22 protein-coding genes are annotated in these 24216 nt (G+C 65.5%); 4 read left to right on the top strand and 18 right to left on the bottom strand.

What is annotated here, in order from left to right; genetic code table 11:
• Positions 1-246: 246 nt before the first annotated feature.
• From AC57BR_RS03990 to AC57BR_RS04005, 4 genes are all read right to left on the bottom strand, one after another.
• On the bottom strand, positions 247-1017 hold the full coding sequence (locus AC57BR_RS03990; protein WP_496358458.1) for a hypothetical protein: 771 nt from the start codon (positions 1015-1017) through the stop codon (positions 247-249).
• Positions 1014-1562, bottom strand: coding sequence for an RNA polymerase sigma factor (locus AC57BR_RS03995; protein ID WP_496358459.1), 549 nt, complete (start codon positions 1560-1562; stop codon positions 1014-1016). Before AC57BR_RS03995 ends, AC57BR_RS03990 begins: the two co-directional genes overlap by 4 nt.
• Before the next feature lie 104 nt (positions 1563-1666).
• Entirely contained in the window at positions 1667-2206 is a 540-nt protein-coding gene (locus AC57BR_RS04000; protein ID WP_496358460.1) for a hypothetical protein, read from the bottom strand.
• A gap of 247 nt (positions 2207-2453) precedes the next feature.
• The gene (locus tag AC57BR_RS04005; protein ID WP_496358461.1) at positions 2454-3743 is read right to left on the bottom strand and encodes an adenylosuccinate synthase; all 1290 of its coding nucleotides are present in this window, start codon (positions 3741-3743) and stop codon (positions 2454-2456) included.
• Between the two features lie 491 nt (positions 3744-4234).
• Here AC57BR_RS04005 and AC57BR_RS04010 point away from each other — a divergent pair, with 491 nt between their 5' ends.
• Entirely contained in the window at positions 4235-4870 is a 636-nt protein-coding gene (locus AC57BR_RS04010) for a uracil-DNA glycosylase family protein (RefSeq protein ID WP_496358462.1), read from the top strand.
• A gap of 86 nt (positions 4871-4956) precedes the next feature.
• Here AC57BR_RS04010 and AC57BR_RS04015 read toward each other — a convergent pair whose 3' ends face one another.
• From AC57BR_RS04015 to AC57BR_RS04030, 4 genes are all read right to left on the bottom strand, one after another.
• Positions 4957-5379, bottom strand: a complete 423-nt coding sequence (locus tag AC57BR_RS04015; RefSeq protein ID WP_496358463.1) for a DUF3151 domain-containing protein — start codon at positions 5377-5379, stop codon at positions 4957-4959.
• A gap of 2 nt (positions 5380-5381) precedes the next feature.
• Positions 5382-6401, bottom strand: a complete 1020-nt coding sequence (fbaA, locus tag AC57BR_RS04020; protein WP_496358464.1) for a class II fructose-bisphosphate aldolase — start codon at positions 6399-6401, stop codon at positions 5382-5384.
• A gap of 148 nt (positions 6402-6549) precedes the next feature.
• The gene (locus tag AC57BR_RS04025) at positions 6550-7758 is read right to left on the bottom strand and encodes a M20 family metallopeptidase (RefSeq protein ID WP_496358465.1); all 1209 of its coding nucleotides are present in this window, start codon (positions 7756-7758) and stop codon (positions 6550-6552) included.
• A complete protein-coding gene (locus tag AC57BR_RS04030) occupies positions 7755-9173 on the bottom strand; it encodes an MFS transporter (RefSeq protein WP_496358466.1) in 1419 nt (472 codons plus the stop codon). Before AC57BR_RS04030 ends, AC57BR_RS04025 begins: the two co-directional genes overlap by 4 nt.
• 128 nt (positions 9174-9301) lie before the next feature.
• Here AC57BR_RS04030 and AC57BR_RS04035 point away from each other — a divergent pair, with 128 nt between their 5' ends.
• On the top strand, positions 9302-10306 hold the full coding sequence (locus AC57BR_RS04035; protein WP_496358467.1) for an Lrp/AsnC family transcriptional regulator: 1005 nt from the start codon (positions 9302-9304) through the stop codon (positions 10304-10306).
• A gap of 45 nt (positions 10307-10351) precedes the next feature.
• The gene (locus AC57BR_RS04040) at positions 10352-11203 is read left to right on the top strand and encodes an IclR family transcriptional regulator (RefSeq protein WP_496358468.1); all 852 of its coding nucleotides are present in this window, start codon (positions 10352-10354) and stop codon (positions 11201-11203) included.
• A 98-nt stretch (positions 11204-11301) separates the two neighbouring features.
• Here the strand turns inward: AC57BR_RS04040 and AC57BR_RS04045 are convergent, their stop codons facing one another.
• A complete protein-coding gene (locus AC57BR_RS04045) occupies positions 11302-12780 on the bottom strand; it encodes a purine-cytosine permease family protein (protein ID WP_496358469.1) in 1479 nt (492 codons plus the stop codon).
• A 141-nt stretch (positions 12781-12921) separates the two neighbouring features.
• Positions 12922-13593, bottom strand: a complete 672-nt coding sequence (locus tag AC57BR_RS04050) for a TrmH family RNA methyltransferase (protein ID WP_496358470.1) — start codon at positions 13591-13593, stop codon at positions 12922-12924.
• A gap of 52 nt (positions 13594-13645) precedes the next feature.
• On the opposite strand from AC57BR_RS04050, the gene AC57BR_RS04055 reads away from it, so the two are divergent.
• Positions 13646-14476 (top strand): HAD-IIA family hydrolase, encoded by an 831-nt coding sequence (locus AC57BR_RS04055; protein WP_496358471.1) that lies wholly within the window; start codon positions 13646-13648, stop codon positions 14474-14476.
• Here the strand turns inward: AC57BR_RS04055 and AC57BR_RS04060 are convergent.
• The 8 genes from AC57BR_RS04060 to uidB all read right to left on the bottom strand — a co-directional run bounded on the left by AC57BR_RS04060 (position 14473) and on the right by uidB (position 24044).
• Complete coding sequence (locus AC57BR_RS04060; protein WP_496358472.1) at positions 14473-15522, bottom strand: thioesterase domain-containing protein; 1050 nt, start codon at positions 15520-15522, stop codon at positions 14473-14475. The genes AC57BR_RS04055 and AC57BR_RS04060 overlap by 4 nt on opposite strands.
• Before the next feature lie 83 nt (positions 15523-15605).
• Complete coding sequence (locus AC57BR_RS04065; RefSeq protein ID WP_496358473.1) at positions 15606-16166, bottom strand: hypothetical protein; 561 nt, start codon at positions 16164-16166, stop codon at positions 15606-15608.
• A gap of 93 nt (positions 16167-16259) precedes the next feature.
• Positions 16260-17018, bottom strand: a complete 759-nt coding sequence (locus tag AC57BR_RS04070; protein WP_496358474.1) for a GAF and ANTAR domain-containing protein — start codon at positions 17016-17018, stop codon at positions 16260-16262.
• An 85-nt stretch (positions 17019-17103) separates the two neighbouring features.
• The gene (gene pyrE, locus AC57BR_RS04075; RefSeq protein WP_314193536.1) at positions 17104-17685 is read right to left on the bottom strand and encodes an orotate phosphoribosyltransferase; all 582 of its coding nucleotides are present in this window, start codon (positions 17683-17685) and stop codon (positions 17104-17106) included.
• 10 nt (positions 17686-17695) lie between these two features.
• A complete protein-coding gene (locus tag AC57BR_RS04080) occupies positions 17696-18958 on the bottom strand; it encodes an FAD-dependent oxidoreductase (RefSeq protein ID WP_496358475.1) in 1263 nt (420 codons plus the stop codon).
• A 106-nt stretch (positions 18959-19064) separates the two neighbouring features.
• Entirely contained in the window at positions 19065-21383 is a 2319-nt protein-coding gene (locus AC57BR_RS04085; protein ID WP_496358476.1) for a gluconokinase, GntK/IdnK-type, read from the bottom strand.
• On the bottom strand, positions 21373-22602 hold the full coding sequence (gene manD, locus AC57BR_RS04090; protein ID WP_496358477.1) for a D-mannonate dehydratase ManD: 1230 nt from the start codon (positions 22600-22602) through the stop codon (positions 21373-21375). Before manD ends, AC57BR_RS04085 begins: the two co-directional genes overlap by 11 nt.
• A gap of 50 nt (positions 22603-22652) precedes the next feature.
• Entirely contained in the window at positions 22653-24044 is a 1392-nt protein-coding gene (gene uidB, locus AC57BR_RS04095) for a glucuronide transporter (RefSeq protein WP_496358478.1), read from the bottom strand.
• Between the last annotated feature and the right edge of the window lie 172 nt (positions 24045-24216).

Raw genomic sequence — 24216 nt, forward strand, 5'->3', positions numbered from 1 at the left:
TGCCGGGCTGGATTTTGATGGGGGACAATTTCCAGCCCGGCACTCTCACTTTGGTAATCGACGGGAAACCCCAACGGGTTACGCCGATTCCAAAACTTTTTCAATAACTTTTTTGCCGCCCGTCTGGTCCGTCTAATCAGCCGGGGCTGCCGAGGAGTTTTTGTACACGTACCGCGACTTCGGCGGCCGTTTGGGGCCAATAAGTGTACAAAAACTCGGGCTGCTCCGTTTAGGGCGTCCCGGGGTTTAAGGCGTGCCGGGGACCGGCTTGGCAGGGACGGTTGGCATGCCGCCGGGCAGCGTAGGCACCGCCGGCAGCGGCTTGGGCGGAAGCTTGGGAGCCACACCAGTCCCAGGGACCGTGGGCAGCTGGCTGGGGCCGCCTGGCGTCTGGCTCTTCGCGGCTCCGTGGGAGGAACCCTTCGCCGGTGCTGAGTTCGACGAACCGTTTGAGGAGGCCGGATCCGTTTGGGCCGGCGTCGCTGGTGCCGACGGCGAAGCCGGCGTCTCAGTGACTGATGGTTTTGGCGCAGCAACCGTCGGTGCCGGAGCCGCGGGAATGGCGGCGGGCGATGTGGGCACTGGTGTCGGCGCCGTTGTCTCGCTGGCCGGCTGGAACATCCGGACCACGGTATGGCCTACGCTGTTGCGGAAGTCCTCGCTGGAGGCTGCGGCGACAGCACCGGCCCCCAGTCCCATGGCACCGACCACTGCGGCGCCCACCACAAAGCCCATGCGCCGCTGCCGGTTGCGCCGGTGCAAGTCGAGGCTGAGGACGTTGGATGCGCGCCGCATGGACGCGCCTTGAGGGGCTTCGTCCCGGGCGGATACGCTGGCAGCGGATCCCCCACGAGCGAGCAGCGCGGCGAGATCGGCCCGCGGTTGGGGTGCGGAGTCCCGGGCGAGCCCGCGCAGTTCTTCAAGGGACCTGCGGAGATCGGCGTCGTCTTCGAGCCCGGAATCCAGGAGGATCGCCTGGATCTCTCCTTCTTCGCGGCCTGCCGGCGTGACACTCATGATGCTGCGTGGTCCTTTTCCTTGACGAGTTCGCGCAGGGCTATCAGCCCGCGGCGCTGGAGCTGTTTGATGGCTCCGGGGGTCTTGTCCATGATGCCGGCCACCTGTTCAACCGAAAGGTCCGCGACGATCCGCAGGACCAGCACTTCCCGCTGGTCATCGTTGAGCATGGCCAGCGCGGATGTGATTCCGCCGAGCGAACCGAGGACCTCGTCCTCCGCGGAATTCGACCGCCGGTGGTCCTCAAGCGGGTCGAACTCGGTGAAATGCGGCGTCCTCGCGGACCGGCGGTGGTAGTCCACGAGCCGGGCGTGCGCCACGGAGAAGATGAACGTCCGGAGCCCGGAGTGGCCGCCCCTGACATTGCTGAGCTTCGGCAGGACGTCCACGAAGACGTCCTGCGTGAGGGCTTCGGGGTCGTCCACGCCGCGGGCCCGGAAGTAACCCAGGACCGCCGGGGAAATGACGCTGTAGACGGCGCTAAAACCGGAAGGGTCGCCAGACAGGGCTGCTGACAATTCGTCATCGGTCAGCTGAGCTGCCAAGGAACGGTTCCTTCCCTCTACTGCAGGTGTGCGGCGGTAGTAAGCCTAGCCGCCGCACACCTCACGCCCCTATTCGGGGAGCGCCCTGTTTCGCGTGCTGTGGATTACTTGCCGGAAGGCAGGTCGGCAGCAGCGTCAGCCTTGACGTCAGCGTCTGCGGCGACGGACGGCGCGGCGGGCTTGGCCACGTGGTCCGCAACGTTCGGCACAGCCGGGGTGGCGGGAACGGCCGGGGTGGCCGGAACGCCGGCACCGCCGGGAACAGCGGGGGTGGCGGGGATGGCTGCGGTCACATCGGCACCGGCAGCCTTGTCCCCGGCGGAGACGTTGGCGTTGGCGGAGGCGTTGTCCTTGTCAGCTTCCACGGCGGCGTCGGCTGCGTCTGCAGCTTCGCCGGCGGCCTTGGCCTTGGCTGCCGGCGCGGCCGGAACCGTCGGGGTGGCGGGCGTGGCCGGGACGGCGGGCACGGCCGGGACCTCGGGGGTGGCGGGAACGGCCGGGGTGGCGGGCGTAGCGGGGGTCACCTCTGCATGCTGCGAGCTGGCTACCTGGGCGGCGTTGGCCAGTCCGATGCCGGAGAAACCTCCGACAGCGACGATGGCGGCTGCGACAGCAATCTTGGTGGTCTTGCTAACACTCTTCATCAGAAAAAAGTCCTTTGGTTGATTGAAGGCCGGGCCGGAGGCCGATGGGGGACAACCCCCGGGCCCGGCGCTTACATATACGTAATCGCAGCGGTGGGCCGGGAGGTTACGCGGTCCCGGAAACTTTTTCAGTCGGGGCGTGTTTCCCGCAAAAACGGGACAACGACGACGGCGGCGGGCCACCGTGAGGTGACCCGCCGCCGTCGGGAACTGCTTGTTGAGCCGTTGTTGCCGGGCGCTTCCGGCGTCAGTCGTTGATCAGGTCGTTGACCACGATGGTCTGGTCCCGGTCCGGTCCCACGCCGATCGCGGAGAAGCGGGTGCCGGACAGCTTCTCGAGGGCCAGCACGTAGTTGCGGGCGTTCTCGGGCAGGTCCGCCAGTGTGCGGGCGCCGGTGATGTCCTCGGTCCAGCCTTCGAAGTACTCGAAGATGGGCTTGGCGTGGTGGAACTCCGTCTGGGTCATCGGCATCTCGTCGTGCCGGACTCCGTCGACGTCGTAGGCCACGCACACCGGGATCTGTTCGATGCCGGTGAGGACGTCAAGCTTGGTGACGAAGTAGTCGGTGAAGCCGTTCACGCGGGAGGCGTGGCGGGCCAGGACGGCGTCGTACCAGCCGCAGCGGCGGGGGCGTCCGGTGTTGACGCCGAATTCGCCGCCGGTCTTCTGCAGGTACATGCCCATCTCGTCGAAGAGTTCCGTGGGGAACGGGCCTGCGCCGACGCGGGTGGTGTACGCCTTGATGATGCCGATGGACCGCGAGATGCGGGTGGGGCCGATGCCCGAACCCACCGAGGCGCCGCCGGCGGTGGGGTTGGAGGACGTCACGAACGGGTACGTGCCGTGGTCGACGTCGAGGAACGTGGCCTGGCCGCCCTCCATGAGCACCACCTTGCCCTCGTCCAGGGCGGTGTTCAGCACGAGGGTGCTGTCGATGACCAGGGGGCGCAGCCGGTCCGCGAAGGAGAGGAAGTAGTTGACCACTTCGTCCACCTGGATGCTGCGGCGGTTGTAGACCTTGACCAGGAGTTCGTTCTTCTGGCGCAGCGAGCCTTCGACCTTCTGGCGCAGGATGGATTCGTCGAAGACGTCCTGCACGCGGATGCCGAGGCGGGCAACCTTGTCCATGTAGGTGGGTCCAATGCCGCGGCCGGTGGTGCCGATGGCGCGGCTGCCGAGGAAACGTTCGGTGACCTTGTCCAGTACCTGGTGGTACGGGGCCACGAGGTGTGCGTTGGCGGAAACACGCAGCTTGGAGGTGTCCGCGCCGCGGGCTTCGAGGCCGTCGATCTCCTGGAAAAGTGCCTCGAGGTTGACGACGCAGCCGTTGCCGATGATCGGGACGGCGTTGGGGCTGAGGATGCCGGCCGGAAGGAGCTTGAGCTCATACTTCTCACCGCCTACGACGACGGTGTGCCCGGCGTTGTTGCCGCCGTTCGGCTTCACTACGTAGTCGACGCGGCCGCCAAGCAGGTCGGTGGCCTTACCTTTTCCTTCGTCGCCCCACTGGGCTCCGACGATCACGATTGCTGGCATGGGATCCTCCCCCATTCGTTCGGGCCTAGCCCGGCTGGATCACCGAGGTGCTTCAACCGGAGGTCGGCGCCGTTCATGAGAATGCCCCGAATTCGCCGCCCGAACCCGCGGCCTGACCGGGGAAGGGACGCAAGAGTTCCGGGGCTCTTACCACCCAAGTTTAGCGGATGGGTGTCAAAAGTATGGCTTTTGGTAATTCGGATAGCCGTTGCGAAACTCGAGGACCTCGGAGAGGGCGCACGCCTCGCCACCAAGCGGGCGGGGGAAGTGATTTAGCCCTCATTTACTCTCCTGCCGGCCCCCTCCTGCGCCACTCCGCCGCGGAGGCACGCGGGGGCGGGCATTGCGGGTCGGCCGCCTTGCTAAACTGGGGAGGACCGGTCAGGTACCGGTCCACACCTTATTTCACTCCACGCCGCATTCGGCCCGCCTGCGGCGTGCCGGCCTGCGGCGCGGCGGCGCGACCCACCCTGCAGGAGACACAGCACCATATGACCGCTTTGGCTACCGAATCTTTCCATGAACAGCTTCTGAGGCGCCGTTACGAGCCCAACGTTGCCGCTGTCAATGAGCTCTGCGATACGTTGCAGACCGCCAAGCCGGGCACCCAGGTGCCGTACGTCGACCCCGCGCACGACGTCGACGAATGCCGCATCATCAGCCTCTTCTCCAACATCGGCACGGCATCGCCCACCGGCTTCATCATGCCGGGCGACGACGATGCCGCCACCCGTATGCTGGGCCTCCAGTGGAAGCTGGGCCTGCGGCCGGAATACATCATGCCGTGGAACGTGCACCCGTGGCACACGCCGGGTGAGCCGAACGGCAAGTTCACTCCCGACCAGATCCAGGCAGGCCTCAAGCCGCTGCTGAAGGTCCTGGCCCTGGTGCCCCGCGCTTCGGTCATCGTTGCCCACGGCGCCGAGGCCAACCGCCTCGCGGGCCTACTGCTCAAGACTGAAGTTCCCCTGCTGTGGCGCCGCGGACTGAAGACCTACAAGGTCCGTTCGCTGAGCGGCCGCTCCTTCGCCGGAAGCCCCGAGCGGCAGAAGCAGTACCTGGACGAGATGCAGGTCGCCTACGCCGATGCCATGGCCCGCACCGGCCTGCAGAAGGCCGCCAGCTAGCAAAAGCGTTTTAACCACAACGCGGGGTCACTTCCCGCCCAATCCACAGCGTGGAACGGGCGGAAAGTGACCCCGCGTTGCTTGTATTACTTGCCTTCGATGGCTGCCTTGGCCGCGGGGTCCGAGTCGTTGAGGAACTTCTCGATGCGCTCGGGCTCCTCGGCCTCGTTGATGGCGGCTGAGGCGCGGCCCAGCGAGTAAAGCGCCCGCAGGAAGCCGCGGTTGGGTTCGTGCTCCCACGGGATGGGCCCCACACCCCGCCAGCCGTTGCGCCGGAGCGAGTCCAGGCCCCGGTGGTAGCCGACCCGTGCGTAGGCGTAGGAATCAATGGTGCGGCCTTCCGCCCATGCCTCCTCGGCCAGGACGGCCCACAACAGCGACGATGTGGGGTGCTTTTCCACGAGGTCCAGCGCCTCAGCGCCGAGGGCGAGGTGCTGGTACACCTCGGTCTCGGCAGGCAGGAGCGTGGGCTCGGGGCCCATCAGGTTTTTGCGGAACTCGTCGGACATGACTAGAAAGTCTTGCCCGCGGAGCCCAGCTGCTGGGTTGCCTCAACCACGCGTGCTGCGAGGCCGGCTTCGGCGGAGGCGCCCCAGACGCGGGGGTCGTAGGTCTTCTTGTTGCCCACCTCGCCGTCGACCTTCAGCACGCCGTCGTAGTTGCGGAACATGTGGTCCGCCACCGGACGCGTGAACGCGTACTGGGTATCCGTGTCGATGTTCATCTTGATCGTGCCGTAAGACACAGCGTCCGCGATCTCCTGATCCGAGGAACCCGACCCGCCGTGGAAGACCAGGTCGAACGGGCTGTCCTTGCCGATCTTCGCCCCGACCTGGGCCTGGAGGTCCTTCAGGATCTCCGGGCGCAGCTTCACCCCGCCCGGCTTGTACACGCCATGGACGTTACCGAAGGTCAGGGCAGTGATGTAGCGGCCGTTCTCGCCCGAACCCAGCGCCTCAACCGTGGCCAGCGCGTCCTCCACCGTGGTGTACAGCTTCTCGTTGATCTCGTGCTCGACACCGTCCTCCTCGCCGCCGACCGTGCCGATCTCGACCTCGAGGATGATCTTGGCGGCAGCGGTACGGTCCAGCAGCTCGCGGGCGATCCGCAGGTTTTCCTGCAGCGTCTCGGCCGAACCGTCCCACATGTGCGAGTTGAAGATCGGGTTGCGGCCGGCCTTGACCTCGGCCTCGGACGCGGCCAGCAGCGGCAGCACGAAACTGTCCAGCTTGTCCTTGGGGCAGTGGTCCGTGTGCAGGGCGATGTTCACGTTGTAGTTCCTGGCCACCTCCCGGGCAAACGCCGCGAAGCCCAGCGACCCGGCAACCATGTCCTTGGTCGACGCGCCGGACCAGTACGCCGCACCGCCGGTGGAAACCTGCACGATGCCGTCAGACTCGGCCTCCGCGAAACCGCGCAGCGCCGCGTTCAGCGTCTGCGAGGACGTCACGTTCACCGCCGGGAACGCGAAGCCGCCCTTCTTGGCACGGTCGATCATGTCGGCATAGATCTCTGGGGTTGCAATGGGCATGCTGACTCCTAAATCGAATTTCGTCTGCGGGTTGGGTTGACCCTGGAGTGAACCTCGTCGGCTAGGAACCATCCTAGCCATTTCTTGGCGCCGGCCGTGGTTCGGGTCACGCGGCCGGGTAACACTTTGCGCTGCCGGATTTCCCCTACTACTCCCCCGTTCGGCGCAGCAGCCGCCTCCGCTGCTCCGGGTCGGCGGCCGCCGCACATGCCGCTGCGGCCAGTCCGAACGATCCGTCAAGCACCGCTTTGTCGGCACCCGCGGAAGCACCGAAGGCAGCGAACTCTGCGGTGTGGTGCGCGGCGCCACGCACGTCGTAGCCGACCATAGGATGAATGCTCGGCACGAGCTGCGAGACATTTCCCATGTCCGTGGAGGCCACCGGCTCGGCGCTGAACGCAACGTCCCTGCCCTTGGCCGTCATCGCTGCCCGGTAGGCCTCCAACAGGAAAGCGTCCTGACGCAGTTCTGCGTAGTCGTTGCCCGTGGGTGTGACCTGTAGGGTGCTGCCGCTCGCGTGGGCACCTGCTTCGAGGCAGCGCCTCACTTTGTCCTGGATCAGACGGAGGTTTTCGATGCTGGCGGCCCGCATTTCGACGTTGGCCCGGGCACGCTCCGGAATGACGTTGACGGCACTCCCGCCTTCCGTCACGATCAAAGACACGATGGAACCCGCCGGCAGTTGCTGCCGAGCCAAGGCGACCGCCGTCTGTGCGACAACGAGCGCATCGAGGGCGTTGACACCTTCGGAGGGAGCCGCGGCGGCATGGGCGGGACGACCCTCGAACAGCACGTCCCACATGCACATGGCCAGGGACGAACCACCCACTACGTCCGTTGCCGCAGCGTGCGCCATCATGGCCAGGGATACGTCTTCGAAAAAGCCCGCGTCGATCAGGTCCACTTTTCCGCCGGTGGTCTCCTCCGCGGGCGTTCCGAGAACTTTGACTGTGAGGCCGAGTTCATCGGCCACTGCCGCCAGCACCAGCGCTGCCCCCACAGCGCTGGCCGCGTTCACGTTGTGCCCGCACGCATGACCGATGGCGGGCAACGCGTCGTATTCAGCGCAGAGCGCCACCACAAGGTCGCCGGATCCGAAGCGCGCGCTGAGTGCGGTGGGCTGCGCAGGCTGCGGCTCATCGAAGCTGAACCCGGCCATTCGCAGTATCCGGCTCACGCGCTTGGCGGCACGGAACTCATGTCCGCCCAGCTCCGGATCCGCATGAATGGCGTGGCTCAGATCCAGAATCTCCGGCTTCCAGCTTTCCACGGCGGCCGCGAGTCTCGTTTCGATATTGCCCCGGGTTACGGGAACGACGTCGGCCCCTCCCCTGTTGCTGTTAAGTCCAGGCATCATGCCGCCGCTCCGGCAGGCTGGCGCTTGGGGTAGCCTGCACTCGCGGCGGCCGCAATCAAAGCCGCGATAGCCAGGGTCCCCCAGATGGACAGCAGTCCGGCCTCTGTGATGTGCCCCGCTTCGGCCGACGCTGAGGAGATGAGCTTGACCACCGCAGCCCCCACCGCGATGCCGACGGACAATGCCAGCTCATTGAGTCCGGCCGCCGTCGAGGTCTCCTCCAGGGGGATGCCTTCGACGGACAGCGCCCGGGTCCCCGCCTGATACATCCCCAGGCTCAGGTTGAACATGGCGAAACCGACGCAGTAGCCAGGGAGCGATCCGTGGGCAACCGCCATCACCAGGAAGCCGCCCGCCAGCAGGACACCCGCGAAGACGAGGGTGGCGCGTTCACCGAACCTTCTAAGTGCCTTGGCCGTGAGCAGGGAGGAGACCAGGGAAAGAACCGAGGCCACCGCGAGGACAATCGCGATCAAAAGCGGGCTCAAGCCAAATCCGTAGCCGGTCTCGTCCGCAATGGAGTGCAGAAAAATGCCATTGGTACCGAAGTAGCTGATGGACGCGAAGCCAAAGAAGAAGGTGGCCAGCGAGATGGCGCGGATCCGGGGATTTACCAGCATCCGCAGGTCCACGAACTTGGGGCCCTCGGGGGCACTGAAGTCCCGCTTGGCCCAGTAAGCCAGCAAGGCAAGCCCTGCCACGCCGGCGGCCAGCGTCCGGGCGTCGACCCAGCCCCACTCAGGAGCCATGGAGAGCGCCACAACAAACCCAATCAGCCCGAGTGAGCAAGCCAGCAGCGGCGCCAGGGCGATGCCATCACGCGTCGGGATCCCGGCGTCGGGCAGTACGAACGAGCAGATGAAGGCGACCACGGCGAACGGTACCGCTACCCAGAAGCCGAGCGTCGGATCGGTGACACCGATGATGCCGGCGAGAAGCCCGCCAGCTCCCACCATGATCATGAGCATGCCGATCATGACGCTCACGCCCGTGCGTGTGTGGGCTGCGCTGGTGACCCGCAGGATTCCCATCATGAGCGGGATGAAGCCCACAACGCAGGTGAGCATGACGACTCCCACCGTCACTGTCCACAGCGACGGCCAGAGCGCCATTTGAAGCACGCCGACCGTCACAATACCCGTGGACCAGCGCAGCACCAGCCGGTATCCAAAGCTGTCGCCGAGCCTCGAAATAATCGGGGTGAGGACGGCGAAGCTGACGTTGGAGATGAGGAAGATGCCGTTGATGGTGGGGTCGTCTATCCCGAAGACGGGTCCCAGCGCCGGCAGGATGGGGTTCAGGTACCCCTGTGTGACCCCGCTGAGCGACTCAATGAAGGCCATTGCCAGGATCATTCCCGCAATGGTCCTGCGTGTAGTGACCTCCAGCGGGGGAGGTGCTGTCTTGCTTGCCATGTGATTCCTTGTGGTCCAGGGCGGATTTGCCTGCGGTGATGCGAGTCACAACGTTAGAACCCTCATCTACACTGGCTTAGAAATTGTTCGAAACTCTCCTGAGGCAGCAAATATTGAATGAATCGGCCATGATTTCGGAGCTTGACCTTGAAATCGTGAATGCCCTGCAGATCAATCCCCGCGCCGAATGGAGCCGGGTGGCGGACGCCTTGGGCCTGTCCGGGCCCACGGTGGCAAGGCGCTGGAACGCCCTTGCGGAGCAAGGTCAGGCATGGATCACACCGGCTCCCGGACAGCGTTACCTTAGTGCTGGCTGGTCCGCGTTCATCCACCTGTCATCTTTGCCCAGCGAGGGTGAGGCGCTCATCGAACGGCTTTGCGCCGAGCCGGCGTTCGGCACCGTCTCGCTGGTCACCGGCTCGCACGACCTTTTTGTGGACTGTTTTGCGTCCAGCCACGCCGAACTGATGGACATAGTCACCGGCTCCTTCCCCGGGCTGCCCGGCGTCACGCATCGCGAGGTTGTTTTCGTCACAAAGCTGTACCGCCAGGCATCCGAATGGCGCAGCAGGACCCTGGAACCCGCACGCGCCCGGCGGGTGTCAGCGGAACCCCTTCCTGAGCAGGCTGCGTACGCTCCGGACCGGCTGGATGCGGCACTGCTGGAAGAGCTCGCCAAGGACGGGCGGGCCAGCTGGGCGGAGCTGGGAGCCGCATGCAGCGTCTCGCCCCAAACCGCACGACGGCGGGTGGAGCGGTTCCTCGCCACAGGTTACATAGCGCTGCGCTGCGATACGTCGACGGCGGCCCAACAGGGACTGCGGGAAGTCACCTTGGTCCTGAACGTCCCCGCGCAGTACGTTGACGACGTCGGCCACTACTTCGCCGCGCTCAGCAACTGCCGCCTCAGCGCCCAGGTTCTGGGGGCGCAGAACCTGCTGGTCACCCTATGGGTCCGTGACTACCTGCAAGTCCAATCCTACGAGCGCGAATTGGCCGGTCTGGCTCCGGGAAGTGCGGTCATATCCCGCCAGGCCGTGGTCCGGACATTCAAGCGCATGGGTCATGTCCTGGACGAATCAGGATGCAGCCGAAGCGTGGTGCCGCTGCCGCTGTGGACGGAAGGTCTCTAGCTTGGCGTCCGGTATGCCGGACAACCGCGGACGTATTCTGGGAGTGTGAGTAGCTCACCGCTGGGGCGCCCCAAAGCCCCTGCCGCCGTACAGGTTCTCGCCGTTCTTAGGTACGTCGCGGAACAGGCCGGCCCCGTGGCCGCCTCGATTATCGCCCGTGACGTGGGAGTGCCGCGGTCAACGACGTATCAGTTGATCGCGGCCTTGGTTGATGACGGGTTTCTGGTCCATCTTCCGGAGGAACAAAAATACGCGCTGGGTGTCACGGCACACGAACTCGGGACCGGCTATTCACGGCAGGCCCCTCTTCAGCGCATCGCCCGTCACCCGCTCGCGCGGTTGGTGGGGCGCACCCGTCGTACTGCCCACCTTGCGGTGATGCATGGCCGTGACGTCGTTTACGTCATCGAGGAACGGGCTCCGCGCCAGCGGCCTCTGGTGACTGACACCGGCGTCCGGCTTCCGGCACATCTGACGGCCAGCGGCAGGGCGATGATGGCGCAGATGGATCCTGCCCAGGTCGCCGCCTTGTTTCCGGGTCCGGAGGCCTTCACGGTTCGCAATGACAACGGGCCGCAGTCCTTGCCGGCCCTGCAGGATTTGCTGTCGCGGGCGCGGTCCCTGGGCTACGCGTGGGAACAGGATGAAATCACTGTTGGTTACTCTTCCGTGGCTGTTGCCGTCCTGGACCGGGGGCGCTACCCCGTGGCCAGCGTGGCATTGACTGTCTCCAACCGGGCGTTCCCTCCTGGTGGTGCGCGCCGTGCCAAGGATGCCGAGACGCCGGAGGAACGGGCCATGCGGATTGAAGACGTGGCCCGTGAGTGGATCCCGGAGGTGAACCGTTGTGCCCGCGAGATATCGCGCAGGCTGGGTATCCGTGGCCGACTTCCTTAACCCGATGAGTGTCCCGGCCACGTGTGTGGCCGGAACACTCTCATCAGGCATCAATACTGTTTATCGGGTGCAGGTGCATCGGGGCCTGCCAGGGCTGTCTAGACGGCTGGGCTGGCGGGTGCGGAATTCGCAACTGGTTCCAATGCTTCTTGGTCCGCTTCAGCCGGATAAATCATGTGGGATGGTGCGTTGGAGTTCCTCTTGGCCAGGGGGTAGTACACCAGTGCTGTGACGACCAGCCCCACTAGCCAGGAGATGTCAGCACCGCCCAGGAGCTTCGTCATCGGCCCGGTGTAGAGGGCTTGGGCCAGGAACGGAATCTGTACGATGATGCCCGCTGCGTAGGTGATCAGGGCGGGCTTGTTCCAGCGCCCGTAGCGGCCATTCAGGTCATACAGGGCCGGGATATCCACCTTTTCTTTGGAGATCAGGTAGTAGTCGACCAGGTTGATGGAACTCCAGGGGATGAAAACCATGAGCAGCAACAGCACGAAGTTCTTGAAGTTGGCGATGAAGTCCGGCGACGCCAGGACGGCGATAAGCACGGACAGCCCGATGAAGCCGACGACGTACGCGAACCGCGTCCAGGTGGCTACACCCGTTTTGCGGGTGAACGCGGTCACCGAGGTCAGCATGGTCATGTAACCGCCGTAGGCGTTCAGGGTGTTGACCGTTAGCTTTCCGATCACGATGACCAGGTAGATGACCACAGCGATGAGGCCTCCGCCGCTCATGTGTCCGAGGAAGGCCACCTGACCGTCCAGGAACCTCTCCCCCTTGGGCAAAGCAAGGGCGGCGAAGAGAGCTCCGAGGGTCATGGACCATTGGGAACCGAGCACGGTGCCGAAGTAGGACGCTTGGAACGTCTTGCGCGCTGGGGTGTTGGAGGGGAGGTAGCGGGAGTAGTCGGCCACATAGGGCCCATAGGTCAGTTGCCATCCGGCGCTGAGGGAGATGGCGAGCAGGAAAGTGGGAAATTCGAAGTTCCCGGCCCCCAGGAGGGCTCCTACATCCTGGCTGATGAGCAGCCTGATGCCGAGGTAGGTGAAGCCGAGCACTCCGACGATCGTGGCGATGCGGCCCATCATGTGAATGTATTTGTAGCCCAGCGTCGCGACCAGGATGGTCAGCGCCCCGAAGAGGACCATCCCCACGGCCGGCGTGCCGGTGTGCAGGATCTGGTCCACGGCCTGGCCGGCCAGGACGGTGCCCGTGGCGGCGAACCCAAGGTACATGATGACCACCAGCACCAGCGGGATAACGGCTCCCAGAATGCCGAACTGGGCCCGGCTGGAAATCATCTGCGGAAGCCCAAGTTTGGGGCCCTGGGCCGCGTGCAGCGCCATGACAGCCCCGCCCAGAAGGTTGCCGATGAGCAGGCCAATGATCGCCCACAGGGCATCCGCTCCGAACAAGACGGCGAGGGCACCATCGACGATGGCGGTGATCTGCATGTTCGCCCCGAACCACAGGGTGAACTGTTGTGCCGGGGAACCGTGACGTTCGTTTTCCGGGACGAAGTCTATGGAGCGGCGCTCAACGCGCGGCCCTGATCCCGTTTTTGTTGTGGCCTGCATGCTGTTCCTCACTTTGACGACCGGATTGAGGTCCCCCAACCTTTCAATCAATGTGAGCACGGGCTGTGAGCGGCATCACCCGAAAGCCGCGACGTTTCGTCCGGGGTTTCGGACAATGCGGCGAAACTGTGATTCGGCGGGTCAGACGTGCTGGCCGAACACGTGCCGGCGCACCCAGGCGTGCATGGCGATCGCTGCGGCCGAGCCCGCGTTGATGGAGCGGGTGGACCCGAACTGCTCGATGGACAGTGTTGCCTCCGCCGCCTCATGGACCTCCGGAGTCAGCCCCGGGCCTTCCTGGCCGAAGACCAGCACGCACTTCTGCGGCAGCTCGTAGGTCTCCAGCGGCACGGAGTCGGGGAAGATGTCGATCCCGATGATGGCCAGCCCCTCCCCCTGCGCCCAGGCCACGAAGTCCTCCACGGTGGGATGGTGGCGGACGTGCTGGTAGCGGTCGGTGACCATCGCCCCGCGGCGGTTCCACCGCCGTCGTCCGATGATGTGGACCTCCTTGGCGAGGAACGCGTTGGCGGTGCGAACCACGGTGCCGATGTTGAGGTCGTGCTGCCAGTTCTCGATGGCGATGTGGAAATCGTGCCGCTTGGCGTCCAGGTCCGCGACGATCGCCTCGTGCTTCCAGTACCGGTACTTGTCCACGACGTTGCGCCGGTCGCCGTCGGCCAGGAGGTCAGGATCCCAGTGGTCGCCCGCCGGCCATTCACCGTCCCAGGGCCCGACGCCGACCTCCGGCTTTGGCTCCGGCGTTTCGTTTTGGTCTGGTTGGGGTTCGGGTGTCCCGGGCGTGTGCGTCACCCCTCAACACTAGACTGGGCTCCGAACGCAAACATCTCGGTGAAGGAATGACATGGCAGAAGCGGACAACGTAAAGACCTCGGCGGCCGTCTACCGCAGCGGCCAGGAAATTGAGTGCTGGCTCACCGACATGGACGGGGTCCTGGTGCATGAGAACCAGGCCGTACCTGGCGCCGCGGAACTGGTCCAGCGCTGGGTGGACACTTCAAGGCGCTTCCTGGTCCTGACCAACAACTCGATCTTCACGCCACGCGACCTCGCCGCCCGGTTGCGGGCCTCCGGCCTGGAAATCCCGGAGGAGAACATCTGGACGTCGGCCCTGGCCACTGCCCAGTTCCTGAAGGACCAGGTGGCGGGCTCGGATTCCGGCAACCGCGCGTACACCATCGGCGAGGCGGGGCTGACGACGGCGCTCCACGAGGCCGGCTTCATCCTCACCGACCAGAACCCCGACTTCGTGGTGCTCGGCGAAACCCGCACGTACTCCTTCGAGGCCATCACCATGGCGATCCGGCTGATTCTTGCCGGGGCGCGCTTCATCGCCACGAACCCGGACGCCACCGGCCCGTCCAAGGAGGGCCCGATGCCCGCCACCGGCGCCATCGCTGCCCTGATCACCAAGGCCACGGGGCGGGAACCGTACATTGTGGGCAAGCCGAACCCCATGATGTTCCGCTCCGCCATGAACCAGATCGATGCGCATTCGGAGACCACCGCGATGATCGGCGACCGCATGGACACCGACATCATCGCGGGCATGGAAGCCGGGCTGCACACCGTACTGGTGCTCAGCGGCATCACGCAGCGCGACGAAATCGCTTCTTACCCGTTCCGCCCCAACCAGGTGCTGAACTCCGTGGCGGACCTCAAGGACCAGATCTAGAACGGTGTCATCTTCCCGCCGCCTCCGGGCAGCGGGAAGATCTCGTTCTCCAGGTCCTCGAGGATGGGCCGGTACACGAACGGGTTCCAGCCGGGGCTGGCGTGTGCCGGCAGCGCCCCTGTGGTCTGCCGGTCGGCCGAGACCATGTTGGCGGCGAACGTGCGCGCCCACGAATCACGGGCTGTCTGGTAGTTGACGGTCTGGTCCCGCGGATTTCCAATGTACGCCATGCGCGTATCCCCGATCTGGCCCGCGAAGCGCGTGGCATCAAAGTGGTAGATGTAGGCGGATTCCGTCTGGACCAGTACGCTCGAAGGGGCGATCGGGGACAGCTGCTCCAGTGTCTGGTCGAGAATCTGCCCCCACGTCCGCTCGTCCTTGTGGACCACCCGCTCCCCCAGCTCGTAGCCCCCGCGCAGCACGGAAGGGATCCGGAATCCGCTTTCGTAGAGGAACACCACGCCGTCGAACCAGCTCTGGTCCAGGACGTCGAACTTGCTGTAGGGGCTGCAGTCGAGCACGATCAGCTCGACCTGGACGCCATGCAGCTCCAGCAGCCGGGCGGCCACCTGCGTCGCCACCATGCCACCGAAGCTGTGGCCGTAGAAGTAGAGCGTGGTGAGGTTGTGCGCCCGGACGTGTTCGATCACCGCGATCACCAGCTGGTCGATGTCCAGTCCCAGGTTCGAATACCCGGCCGCCGCGAGCTGGCCGCGCAGCCGGAGGCTGCCGCGGAGGGAGTTGAGGATCCACTGGGCCTCTTCCCAGCTGGTCTTGTAGCCAGGGAACAGGATCCAGCTGGCGTGGGGGAAGTAGCTCCGCGCGAAGTCGTCCTCGACCACAAGGATCTTGTGGACCTGCCGCTCCTCCTGCACGCGCTTCGTGAACAGCATGTCCGCGGCAAGGATGGTGGAGGCGCCTGCTCCGGAGAGGAAGGTCCGGCGGGAGAACCGTTTCAGCTCTGCGGCGCGCCGAAGCAGCCGGGCAGCGTCTGCGCCCGGCGCCTTCTGCCGGCCCGTCTGGCCGGCGGCCCCTTCATATGGCACTGAACTACCCTAGGCACACTTCCAGCCGCGGGCACAGTTCCGGTTCCGCGCGCAGGTCGAACCCCGTAAGGTCCAGCCCCCGGTCAGCTTGGTGTGGCGTGCTTGCCGGCGGACTCGGTCGATTCCCGGCGGGCTATTTCCTCACCGATCGCCTCATATCGGGCCAGCAGTTCATGTCCGGAACGCCCGGCCGGATCGTCCAGCAGCGCGAAGATCGAGTCGCTGGCCGCCAGCAGTTCGTGGGAGGAATAGGTGGATAGGGGGCGAAACCCCGCGGCCGCCTGCGCCTCAGACGGCCCTGCCGGGTCGGTCAGCGCCGTGAAGTCCGCGCGGGCAGCACTCACGGTGTCGCGGTTGGACAAAACCTCCAGCAGGACTCCTGGCGCCGGCCGGGAGGAGACCTGCCATGTGCCGGCGTCGAGGGTATTGAGGTCGAAGCGAAGGCCGGCGAGCGCGGATGACTCCACGAAAGCGGCGTGGGAAAGATCCACAGTGATGGGCGATGAAATACCCATCCGGCGGACGCGCCGGATTTCGAGTATCAGCTCAGGGCGGGACGCCTGGGTGAGGCTCCCGCGGACATCGATCCGCGCGGTGCCGTTGGCGTCGTTAAATTTAATGAGGGGATTCAGCTGGTTGTCCATAGGTACTCCAAAAAAGGGGTGTCTATGGCCGACGGCTCAACCTCGGCCAGCCTATCCGCTGCAGGCCGGCCGCACAAGCAGCCGCCGGCGGCGCTATCCCGCCTGTACCTTCCCGGGCTCCTCGAAATGTGTCCGCGCCTCGGCGCCGCCCACCGAGTTCACCAGCGACGCCGCAATGTCGCGAAGTTTGACGTTGCTGTGGCTTGAGGCGTCGGTAAGGATCCGGACGGCGCTCTCCTGGCTGCACCGGTTCTGCGCCATGACGATGCCAACGGCGATGTCGATGACGGTCCGGGATTCCAGCGTCGCGCGGAGATTCGTCGCACTGTCCGTGTGCAGCGAAAACCTGACCGCCAGGCGCAGGGCCTGGGAGATCTCCCGGGTATACCCGCGGGCGCGGGCCGCAGAAACCTCAGTAAACTTGTGCGGCACGTCAGAGTACAGGTTGAGCGCTGCCTTTGCTTCCCCCTGCAGGCTGAAGGGCAGCGACAGCACCGATCGAAGCCCGTGGGAAGCCACGGCATTGGCGTAGTCGGGGCCCCAGCGGTCTTCTTCGAAGAGATCCGGAACGTGGACTTCCCGCTCTTCCTCCGCCGCGGTCAGGCACGGCCCCTGGGACAGCGAATACTGGATTTCGTCCACTTCCCGGGCGGAGTCGCTGCTCCAGCCGATCGTCGCCGCCTTGCGGTCCCTCAGCAGCGTGATTCCGCAGAGGGCGTCGTCCCCGTCGCCCGCCACCTGGTGCGCCGAGTACCGCGCCAGCTCATTGAGGAATTCCTCAAAGTCGGCGCTCTCCAGAATGAGGTTCTGGACTTGCTCAACACTGCTCAGGGCTTGCTTCGACGGGTGCATGACGGGGTGCTCCAAGGGAAAGGACTTATCCGGGGTACGGAAATACTAGGCCACCTGGGGTGTACCGTCCACAAGGGCAGGTGCCTCAGCTCAGCCCGAGCTCGTCCTTGCTGAAGGCGTACAGGTACGGCACCCCGGCTTCGGCTTCTATCTTTTCCTTGGCGCCCGTGTCGCGGTCGACGATGACGGCGACAGCCACGACGTTGCCGCCGGCGTTGCGCACGCCCTCGACGGCGGTCAGGGCCGAGCCGCCGGTGGTGGAGGTGTCCTCGAGCACCAGGACCTTGCGGCCCTCGACGGAGGGTCCTTCCACCTGGCGGCCCATGCCATAGGACTTCTGCGCCTTGCGGACAACGAAAGCGTCGATGGCCCGGCCGGCGTCGGTGGCGGCGTGCATGACGGCGGTGCCCACCGGGTCGGCCCCCATCGTGAGGCCGCCCGCGCACTCAAAGTCGATGCCGGCGTCGTCAATCAGCGACAGCATGACCTGGCCCACGAGCTTGGAGGCCTCGTGGTGCAGGGTGATGCGGCGCAGGTCGATGTAGTAGTCGGCCTCGGCACCGCTGGACAGGATGACCTTGCCGCGGACAACCGCGAGCTCCTTGATCAGTTCCAGAAGTCGGGCACGGGCAGCGGTGTTGGAAAGCGAGTCCGGGGTGGCAGTCATGGGCTCCAGTTTAGTCGGTGCCGAGCGCCTTCCCGGGCCCCGCGTCCACACGCCGGGCGAAGGCGGGTGCGTGCTCAGGCAAGGGTCCGTGCGCAATCATCCGCGGCAGCAGGCCCATCAGCACGGGAACATGCTGGGCCATGTACAGCACCGCAGCCGGCGGGCCGGACCTCTTGCCGGTAAAGAGCGGGATGAAGACGCCGCGGTGCATGAGGCGCTGGACAGACTGGATGATGACCGTGGGCAGTTGCCGCCTCCGCTGCACCGCCGCAAGATCCTTCACCGTGACTTTCTGGCGCAGCAATGCGGGCGCGAGCCGGGCGGCCGCGGCCACGGCGTCCTGAATCGCAAGGTTGATACCCACGCCGCCGGCCGGGGACATCGCATGCGCGGCGTCGCCGATGCACAGCAGCCCGTCGATGTACCAGCGCCGCAATCGGTCCAGCCGGACATCCAGCCAGTGAAGGTCGTCCAGGGATCCGATGGCATCGACCCTGTCGGCGAGGTCAGGGCGCAGCGCGGCGATCCGTTCCCGGAACCGCTCCACCCCCTCGCTCTTGATGCGGTCACCGGAGCCTTTCGGGGCGAAGTAGCCCATCTGGTGATAGGTTTCCCGGAACAGGGCGATAACGCCCGCGCGGTCACCGAAGGCCGGAACGATTCCTGCGACGTCGCCTTGCTCCGACTCCAGCCGCGGCAACTTGAACCACCATGTGTCGAACGGGACTGGGTATTCCTTGGATTTCAGGCCCGCCGCCTGGCGCAGCACCGAATGCCGGCCGTCCGTGGCCACCACGAGATCAGCGCGGAGCGCGCCTTCAGTGCCGTCCTTGATGAGGTACCGGATACCGGTGACCCTTCCGCCATCGAACATCAGTGACGTCGCTTTGTGTTCCATCAGAAGCGTGAACGTTGGTTCCTGCTCGGCGGCGCGGGCGAGGAAGTTCAGGAAGTCCCACTGGGGCATCATGGCGATGTAGTTGTACGGCGGCCGCAGCGCGGCGAAATTTCCCAGCGTGACCAGGCCGCCCCCGGGCGTCGGGAAGGCCACGTTGCGCAGCCGGCTTTGCGGCAGCCCGCGGAACTCGGCGCCAAGGCCGAGTTCGTCGATGAGCCGGATGGTGGAGGCATGGACAGTGTCGCCGCGGAAGTCCCGGAGGAAGTCGCCGTGTTTTTCCAGGACGGTGACCTCGACGCCGGCCCGCGCCAGTAAGAGGCCCAGCATCATACCGGCCGGCCCGCCGCCCACCACCACGCACCCTGTACTCTCCATGAGCCATACGGTACGCCTCCCGGCCCACGGGAAAACAGAGCGCGAACGGACACTTGGGCCCCGCATGGCTAGTGTCCGTTCGCGCTGTTGCGCAGCTAGAGCCGGCTCACAGCCGGGTGTCGAAGGAATCGCAGAAGACGTTGTCGTTGAACGTTCCCTGGAATTCTGACTTGCCCATGATCTTTTCGATGGTCGCCCGAATGGCCTCGGGCGACCCTGCGTGGGCGTGGATGGCGGTCTTGACCATCGGCACGTCAATCAGGTGGTTGGGCTGGTTGAGCGAGACAAACACTGTGGGGACCTCGGTGACGTACCACGGGATCTCCGCGGCCATCGGGGTGGACCACTTGATCCGGATGGCGGCCTCCTGGGCGAAGCCCTTTACATTGGCGAACACGAAGGCGGCATCGTACTTGTCCGCATAGTCGCCGGTGGCTTCCTCGGAGATGACCGACATGAAATTCACGCCCGTCTCCCCTGCCGCTGACCGCTGGTCCGCCGTCTTGAAGAGGTGCACCTCGAAGCCGGCGTTTTCCAGTTCGGCCTTGACGGTGTCCAGGTAGGCCAGCGGATCAGCCCTGGTGAAGTCCGAGCCGCCGGAGATGCCGTACAGGCGGATCCGCTTGTGTGTCTCCGGCGTGATGGGCAGGTTGTTCGCCGTGTCCTTGACCAGGGTGACGGTCTTGTCCGCGATCTGGGCCGCGATGGCGCGGTGCGCCCCGCTGCCGATCACGGCAAGCGCCGCGGCCGGCGGGACCAGCTCGTCACGTGACTTCCGGTGCAGCCCCAGCGAAGCCTTCAGGGCCAGGATCCGGCGCAGCGCGTCATGCAGCCGCTGCTCGGTGATGACGCCGGACTTGTAGCCGTCCATCATGTACCCGAAGTCCTCGGCCGGGTTGCGGAAGAACAGGAACATGTCGCAGCCGGCGGCGATGGTGGCCGGCACCAGGTCCTTGCGCTTCATGGCCTGGGTGAGGCCAATCATCTGCGAGGCATCGGTGAGGATCAGCCCGTTGAAGCCGAGCTCGCCGCGGAGCAGGTCCTGGAGCAGTTCCGGGGCCAGGGTGGCGGGCTTGATATCCTTGTCCGCCGTGCCCGGGCGGAAATGACGCGTGAGCTCGGGCGCCCCGATGTGCCCGATCATGATGGACTGCACGCCGTGCCCGATCATTTCGCGGTACACGTGCCCGTAGGAGCGGTTCCAGTCCTCGTAGCCGAGCGTGTTGTAGGACGTGACCACGTGCTGGTCCCGTTCATCCATGCCGTCGCCGGGGAAATGCTTCATGGCGCAGACGGTGGGTGACTCGCTGATGCCGTCGAAGTACTCCTTGGCACGCTCCACCACGATCTCCGGGGTGTTGCCGAAGGCCCGGGTGGAGATGACCGTGTTCCGCCAGTTGTAATGGATGTCCACGATCGGCGCGAACGCCCAGTTGCAGCCCAGCGCCGCGGTTTCCGCGCCGGCCACCTGGCCCATCTGCCGGGCGATGGCCTTGTCCGGGTGCGAGCCGGCCTGCAGGTGCGTGGACACGAATGTTCCGTCGTCACAGCTTCCGGCTCCCCCCATTTCCGGGTTGGAGGCCACCAGCAGCGGGATGCGGGTCCTGGACTGCGCGTAGCGGATGTGCTCCTGCACCGCGGCCGAGGGGCCCGGCCGGTAACGCATGCCGCCCACGTGGTAGTTCTCCAGCACGCCGTCGAGGTACTCCGGGGAGTAGTCGTTGTTGTGGTTGATGAACAGCTGCCCGATTTTTTCCTCGAGGCTCATGCCGGCGAGGGTGGACTCCACCCACGCCACGGCGTCGTCGTCGAGGTTGAACGGCGCGGCCTGGAGGTCGACGTCGAACTGCCGCTGCTGGGTGCCCGGGTTTCCAACGCCGGCGGCCCCGCCGGTTGAACGCCCGACGGCGGCAATACCGGCCAGTGCGTCGCGCACCACGTGCTCCACCGGGCTGGCGATGTCCACTACGATGCCGGCTTCGTCGGCCGCGAGCGGTTCCAGCGTGGCGAGCTGCGAGTCGAGGAGTGCGGGCGGCATGAAGTGGCCGGTCCGTCCCTCCGTGCGGGCGGTCAGGACCTCTTTGCTGCCGTGCAGGTGCAGGAACACGGTGTCCGGAGCCTGTTCCCGGATCGCGTCCCGGTAGCTGCGCCTGAGCGCAGAGCAGGCAAGCACCAGGCCGCCGTCGCCGGCGTTCGCAAGTTCTGAACCGACGGTGGCCAGCCAGGGCCAGCGGTCCTCATCCGTCAGGGGCGTGCCGGCCGCCATTTTGGCGACATTCTCCACCGGGTGGAGGGAATCGCCGTCGAGGAAGGGCACGCCCAGTTCGCGGGCCACCAGGTCTCCGATGGTGGTCTTGCCGCAGCCGGAGACGCCCATCACGATGACGCGGAGTTTTCTGTTCACAGGATGCGCCTCACCAGTCATGGACGGTGCCGTCCACGAGGCGGTTGTACGGGAGGTAGGCCTGCTGGTACGGATATGCCGCGGCGGCTTCCTCGTTGAACTCGACCCCGATGCCGGGCTTGTCGCCCGGGTGCAGGTAGCCGTCCACGAAGGTCATGGACTGTTCGAAGACCTCGTTGGTCTTGTCGGAGTGCTGCATGTATTCCTGGATGCCGTAGTTGTGGATGGCAAGGCCCACGTGCAGCTGCGCGGCGAACCCCACCGGGGAGATGTCGGTGGGGCCGTGGAAACCGGACTTGATCTGGTACTGCGCGGCGAAGTCCATGACCTTCTTCAGGGGGGAGATGCCGCCGAAGTGGGTGGAGGCCGCCCGGACGTAGTCGATCAGCTGTTCCTTGATGATGGTCTGGTAGTCGTACACGGTGTTGAAGATTTCACCAATGGCCAGCGGCGTGGTGGTGTGCTGGCGGACCAGCCGCAGCGCCTCCTGGTTTTCGGCCGGGGTGCAGTCCTCGAGCCAGAACAGGTCATACGGCTCCAGTGCCTTGCCCAGCTTGGCGGCCTGGATGGGGGTCATCCGGTGGTGGCCGTCGTGCAGCAGCGGCAGTTCCGGGCCGAACTCGTTCCGGACGGCTTCGAAAACGGACGGAAGGTGGCGCAGGTAGGCCCGGGTGTCCCAATCTTCCTCCACCGGGAACGCGCCGCGGCCGGCGGGCTCGTAGTCGTAGCGTTCGCCCGAGGCCTGGGCCTGGGCGGCCACACCGTAGACGGCCTTGATGCCCGGCACGGCGGTCTGGATCCGGACCGACTTGTAGCCGAGTTCCAGGTGCTCGCGGACCGAGTCGAACAGGGACGGGATGTCCGCGCCGGAGGCGTGGCCGTAGGCGCGCAGGCCGTTGCGGGATGCCCCACCCAGGAGCTGGTAGACCGGCATGCCTGCCATCTTGCCCTTGATGTCCCAGAGCGCCATGTCCACTGCGGCGATCGCTGCCATGGTAACCGGGCCGCGGCGCCAGTAGGAGCTGCGGTACAGGAACTGCCAGGTGTCCTCGATCCGGTGCGGGTCCTTGCCGATCAGCAGCTGGGCGACGTGTTCCTTGAGGTAGGCGGCAACTGCGAGCTCGCGGCCGTTCAGGGTGGCGTCACCGATGCCGGTCACGCCGTCCTCCGTGGTGATCCGGAGGGTCACGAAGTTACGGGACGGGCTTGTCACGAAGACTTCCGCGGCAATGATTTTCACAACAGGTCCTTTCGGAGGGAACAGGTTAAGGGGGTCAGCCGGTGGGCGGGTCAGTTGGTGGAGGCGGTGCTGGCGTGCTCGACGGCGGCACCGTCCGTTTTGGGGGCATCGCCGCTTTCGCGGCGGGCCCGGATCTCCGTGAGGATCTCGGCGTGCATGGCGTCCGTCAGCTTGTACTTGGACATGACCACTACGGCCAGGATGGTGAGAACGGCCGGGATGGCGCCGGCGGCGAGCTGGATGCCGAATACGGCGTCCGCCGTCTGCACCCCACCGGACTTGTAGCCGCCCAGTGCCAGTGCGTACGCGGCAAGCGCTCCGCCCACAGCCTGGCCGGTCTTGCGGGTGAAGGAGAAGAGCGCGTATGTGATTCCCTCGGTGCGGATGCCGGTCTTCCATTCGCCGTATTCCACGGTGTCTGCTTCCAAAGCCCACACCACGATGTTGACGGCGAGGACGCCCACGAGGCTGATCACGAGGCCGGAGAAACCGATCCAGACCTGGCTGGCCGGGGTGAAGAAGATGATGGCGCCGCCGATCACGGTGAGCAGCGACGAGTAGATGTAGACGCGCTTCTTGCCGATGGACCGGACCAGCCTGGGCATGAACCCGGCCAGCACGAAGGTGAACACCAGCTGGATGATGGACAGCACCGGGTACAGGTCAAGGCGGCCCAGGACGTCGCGCAGGTAATACAGTTGCACCGACGTCAGCGCCAGGTAGCCGGAGAGGAAGAAGAAGGAGCTGATGCACAGCATCAGGAGCGGTTTGTTGCCTTTCAGGGTGTCCATGCTCTGCTTGAGCGAGACGTTCGGGACGGCGCGGTGGACGCGTTCCTTGGCGGTTAGGACGGTGAAGAAGTACAGTGCGGCGCCGATCGCCACGAACACCAGGGTGATGGTGGTGAAGGTTGCCTGCAGGTCGGCGCCGGGCTTGATCAGCGGCGCCACAAAGATGCCGAGGGCCGAACCCACCAGCAGGCCGCCCACCATGCGGGCCGATCCCAGCTTGGCGCGCTCACCCGGATCCTGGGTCATGGCACCGGCGAGGGAGCCGTAGGGGATGTTGACCAGGCTGTAGGCCAGGCCAAGCGCCGCGTACGTCACGTAGGCGTATAGCAGGGTTCCGGACTCGCCCAGCTGTGGGACGGAGAAGGTTGCAACGCTCAGGAGCAGCAGCGGGATGGAGCCGAACATGATGAACGGACGGAACTTTCCGAAGCGCTTGCTGAAGGTGCGGTCCACCATGCGGCCGGCGAAGACATCGGCGAACGCGTCAAAGATCCTGACCACCAGCAGCAGGGTACCTGCCGCAGCGGCCGTGATGCCGGCAACGTCCGTGTAGTACACCAGCAGGAACATGGTGGCGGTGGTGAAGGCGAGGTTGTTGGCTGCATCCCCGGCGCCGTAGCCGAGGATGCTTAGCTTGTTCAGCTTTTTCATGATTGGGCTCCTTTACCCGGTGCCGCCCCCCGTGGAGCCGGCGAAAAAATTGTGAAAAATGCTTGGGGTGGTGATGCTGAAAGTCAGGGGCGTCCGGCGGGTGCGAATCCCGGGACGCCGGTTGTAGCTCTTGCTGTAATCCTAATCACTTGGCAATACTTTGGCAAGCGGT

It is taken from the genome of Arthrobacter sp. BGA-UO-ETr-C19 (assembly GCF_059568005.1).